This is a genomic window from Microcystis sp. LE19-41.2A (genome assembly GCF_027530405.1).
GTDB classification, from domain to species: domain Bacteria; phylum Cyanobacteriota; class Cyanobacteriia; order Cyanobacteriales; family Microcystaceae; genus Microcystis; species Microcystis aeruginosa.
The window spans coordinates 1-2,395 of the sequence record NZ_JAPZQJ010000455.1 but is presented as its reverse complement, the minus strand read 5'-3'; the positions used below and the strand labels follow the sequence as shown (position 1 = coordinate 2,395).

4 protein-coding genes are annotated in these 2,395 nt (G+C 36.8%); all 4 read left to right on the top strand.

The window, feature by feature from the left end; all coding sequences use genetic code 11:
* Positions 1-768: 768 nt before the first annotated feature.
* The 4 genes from O9290_RS19370 to O9290_RS19355 all read left to right on the top strand — a co-directional run bounded on the left by O9290_RS19370 (position 769) and on the right by O9290_RS19355 (position 2,074).
* A complete protein-coding gene (locus tag O9290_RS19370; RefSeq protein WP_002760112.1) occupies positions 769-966 on the top strand; it encodes a RelB antitoxin-like protein in 198 nt (65 codons plus the stop codon).
* Positions 963-1,217: a type II toxin-antitoxin system RelE family toxin gene (locus O9290_RS19365; protein ID WP_002760111.1), complete on the top strand. Its 255-nt coding sequence runs from the start codon at positions 963-965 to the stop codon at positions 1,215-1,217. Before O9290_RS19370 ends, O9290_RS19365 begins: the two co-directional genes overlap by 4 nt.
* A 108-nt stretch (positions 1,218-1,325) precedes the next feature.
* A complete protein-coding gene (locus tag O9290_RS19360) occupies positions 1,326-1,745 on the top strand; it encodes a XisH family protein (RefSeq protein WP_288058386.1) in 420 nt (139 codons plus the stop codon).
* Positions 1,733-2,074 carry a XisI protein gene (locus O9290_RS19355; protein WP_066029827.1) on the top strand — a complete coding sequence of 114 codons (342 nt, stop codon included), beginning with the start codon at positions 1,733-1,735 and terminating at the stop codon, positions 2,072-2,074. The genes O9290_RS19360 and O9290_RS19355 overlap by 13 nt, the downstream gene beginning before the upstream one ends.
* The last annotated feature ends 321 nt before the right edge of the window (positions 2,075-2,395 follow it).

Here is a 2,395-nt window from a genome sequence, read left to right as displayed (position 1 = left end):
ATTTCCCTGACTCGGTGCATTGGTTTGGTTGGCTTTTCGGTGGTGATTAGTTCATCAGCTTGAATTTGCAGCGCAGCAGCAACATGAAGTGCATCCATCGCCGCTAAACCGTAAGTGCCAGCAATTTCATGACTCACTGCATCCTCCTCGACGTGCAGCAAGTTCTTGTTCTATTTCGTCTTCATTGAGCAGTTGCAATCCAGCCGAAATTGCCCGCTGTCGGATTTCCCATAACTTTTTGCTTAATGGTGTTTGGGGAATAAATTTTAATTATATCTATTACTTCGCTACCATTATTATTCAATTCTTTAATTAAGTAGGTAGGCGTTAAAAGTTGTCAGATGCCCCCCTTATTAAGGGGGGATTAAGGGGGGACTAAGGGGGGATCGGCACCCCCCTTATCAAGGGGGGCAGGGGGGATCGAACCTAAAATCCATTTTTAATTTAATTATAACCAGCTACTTAAGAAGTCTAAAGATAGCATAATTACTTATTCCGAATATTGGCATTTAGGCATTATTATAGCATTCCAATTTTCTAAAGTCAAACCCTCAACTCTAGCTAAATTAATACCATTAGTTTGTAGAATAGGAAATACTTTTTAATCTTTAATTCTTAGGATAAGTTGAGGTATAGTTTCTCATCTTAACTTTAATTGGAGCGATCGCATTTTATTGTGTTTGAGAAGGGCGATCGCTGTTGAGTTGAGGATGAAGGAGAAATTTGAGCTATAATAGGGGATAAAATTAACAAACAAGGTAATTATCAATGCCATTAAAGCAAAAGTATATTACTGATGAACAGGGTAATCAAATCGGTATTCTTTTAGATATAGAGGAATATCGAAAACTCCTAGAAGATTCTGAAGAATTGAATGCTATTAGAGCCTATGATTTAGCTATTTCGGAAGAGGAAGAAATTCCTTTTGAAGAGGCGATCGCCGAAATTGAAAATAGTCGTCAATGAATTACACTATTGCGATTAAAAAACAAGCTTCTAAGGCTTTAGCTAATCTTCCCCAAGATAGTTATCAGAAAGTTCGAGACGGGATTAGAGCATTAGCTGACAATCCAAGACCAGCAGGGTGTCTCAAACTGACAGGACGAGAAGGTTGGCGGATTCGGATTGGAGTTTATCGCGTTATTTACGCGATAGATGATTCCGCAAAAAAGGTGATTATTTTAGATATTGGACATCGAAAGGACATCTACCGATAGGCGATCGCGTTTTTAATAAAAATTTGGAAGAGGCGATCGCTATTTTACTGTGAGAAGAGGAGGGCGATCGCTTATAATAAATCCAGTGATCAAAATAGAAGGAGGCAAATGCCAGCAAAAGACCTCTATCACAAAGCCGTTAAAAATGCCTTAATTAAAGACGGCTGGACAATTACGGCTGATCCTTATCCTATTGAATTTGAAGACGCTGAATTGTATCCAGACCTGGCGATCGAGAAATATATTTCCGAAGAACAAAGACAACGTAAAATTATCATTGAAATTAAAAGCTTTCTTGGCCCTTCAATGATCAAAGACTTTGAAATGGCTTTGGGGCAATATATTTTTTATCGTGATCTTATTCAATTAGGACAAGATGAATACCAAGAAATCTATCTGGCTATTAAAGATGAAATTTATGAGACTTTTTTCCAACGAAAATCTATTCAAGCCGTTATTAAAAGACACCAATTAGATTTATTAGTTGTCAACATCGAAAAAGAGGAGATTGTCCAATGGATAAACTAACTAACTATCGCCAAATTATTCAAAATACCTTAACAAAGCTAGACGAAATTGCGAATAGCTCATCCAAAAAAAAACTAGAAACCTGTTTGATTTTTGATGAAAATCATGATCATTATCTATGGATGTCTATTGGTTGGATAAACAAAAAGAAAATCAACAATATTCAGATTCATATTCGTATTAAAAATGAAAGAGTTTATATTGAACAAGATTGGACAGAAATAGGAATCACCTCTCAATTATTAGAAGCAGGGATTCCCAAAGAAGATATTGTTTTAGCATTTCATGATCCTGCAAGTCGTAAATTAACAGAATTTGCTATTGCTTAATCAGGGGCGATCGCATTTTTAGCTGAGGTTAAGAAGGGCGATCGCTGTTTTTCGGAGTTTGAGAGGGGCAATTTGAGCTAAGTACCTAAGCAAAATTAATTACACATATCTAACCACCTCTTGCCTCCTGCCTTTTGCCTTTTGCCTATCTTCACTAGGAAATTAATTTTGCACGACTACTTAGGGTTTGCTGAATAAATCTAAAAACCTTGTTGGATAAGGCTTTTAGACTTTTTTTCCCTGAAAAAGTGCCTACCATTGGAGTGATTGGGGGGAAAATTTAGGGATTTTTTCCCTGAAAATTAGGTAATTGACCACCTG

Excerpts from the sequence above, each read along its gene's own strand:
- O9290_RS19370 (WP_002760112.1), top strand. The coding sequence starts at position 769 with ATGCCATTAAAGCAAAAGTATATTACTGATGAACAGGGTAATCAAATC.
- O9290_RS19365 (WP_002760111.1), top strand. The coding sequence starts at position 963 with ATGAATTACACTATTGCGATTAAAAAACAAGCTTCTAAGGCTTTAGCT.
- O9290_RS19360 (WP_288058386.1), top strand. The coding sequence starts at position 1,326 with ATGCCAGCAAAAGACCTCTATCACAAAGCCGTTAAAAATGCCTTAATT.
- O9290_RS19355 (WP_066029827.1), top strand. The coding sequence starts at position 1,733 with ATGGATAAACTAACTAACTATCGCCAAATTATTCAAAATACCTTAACA.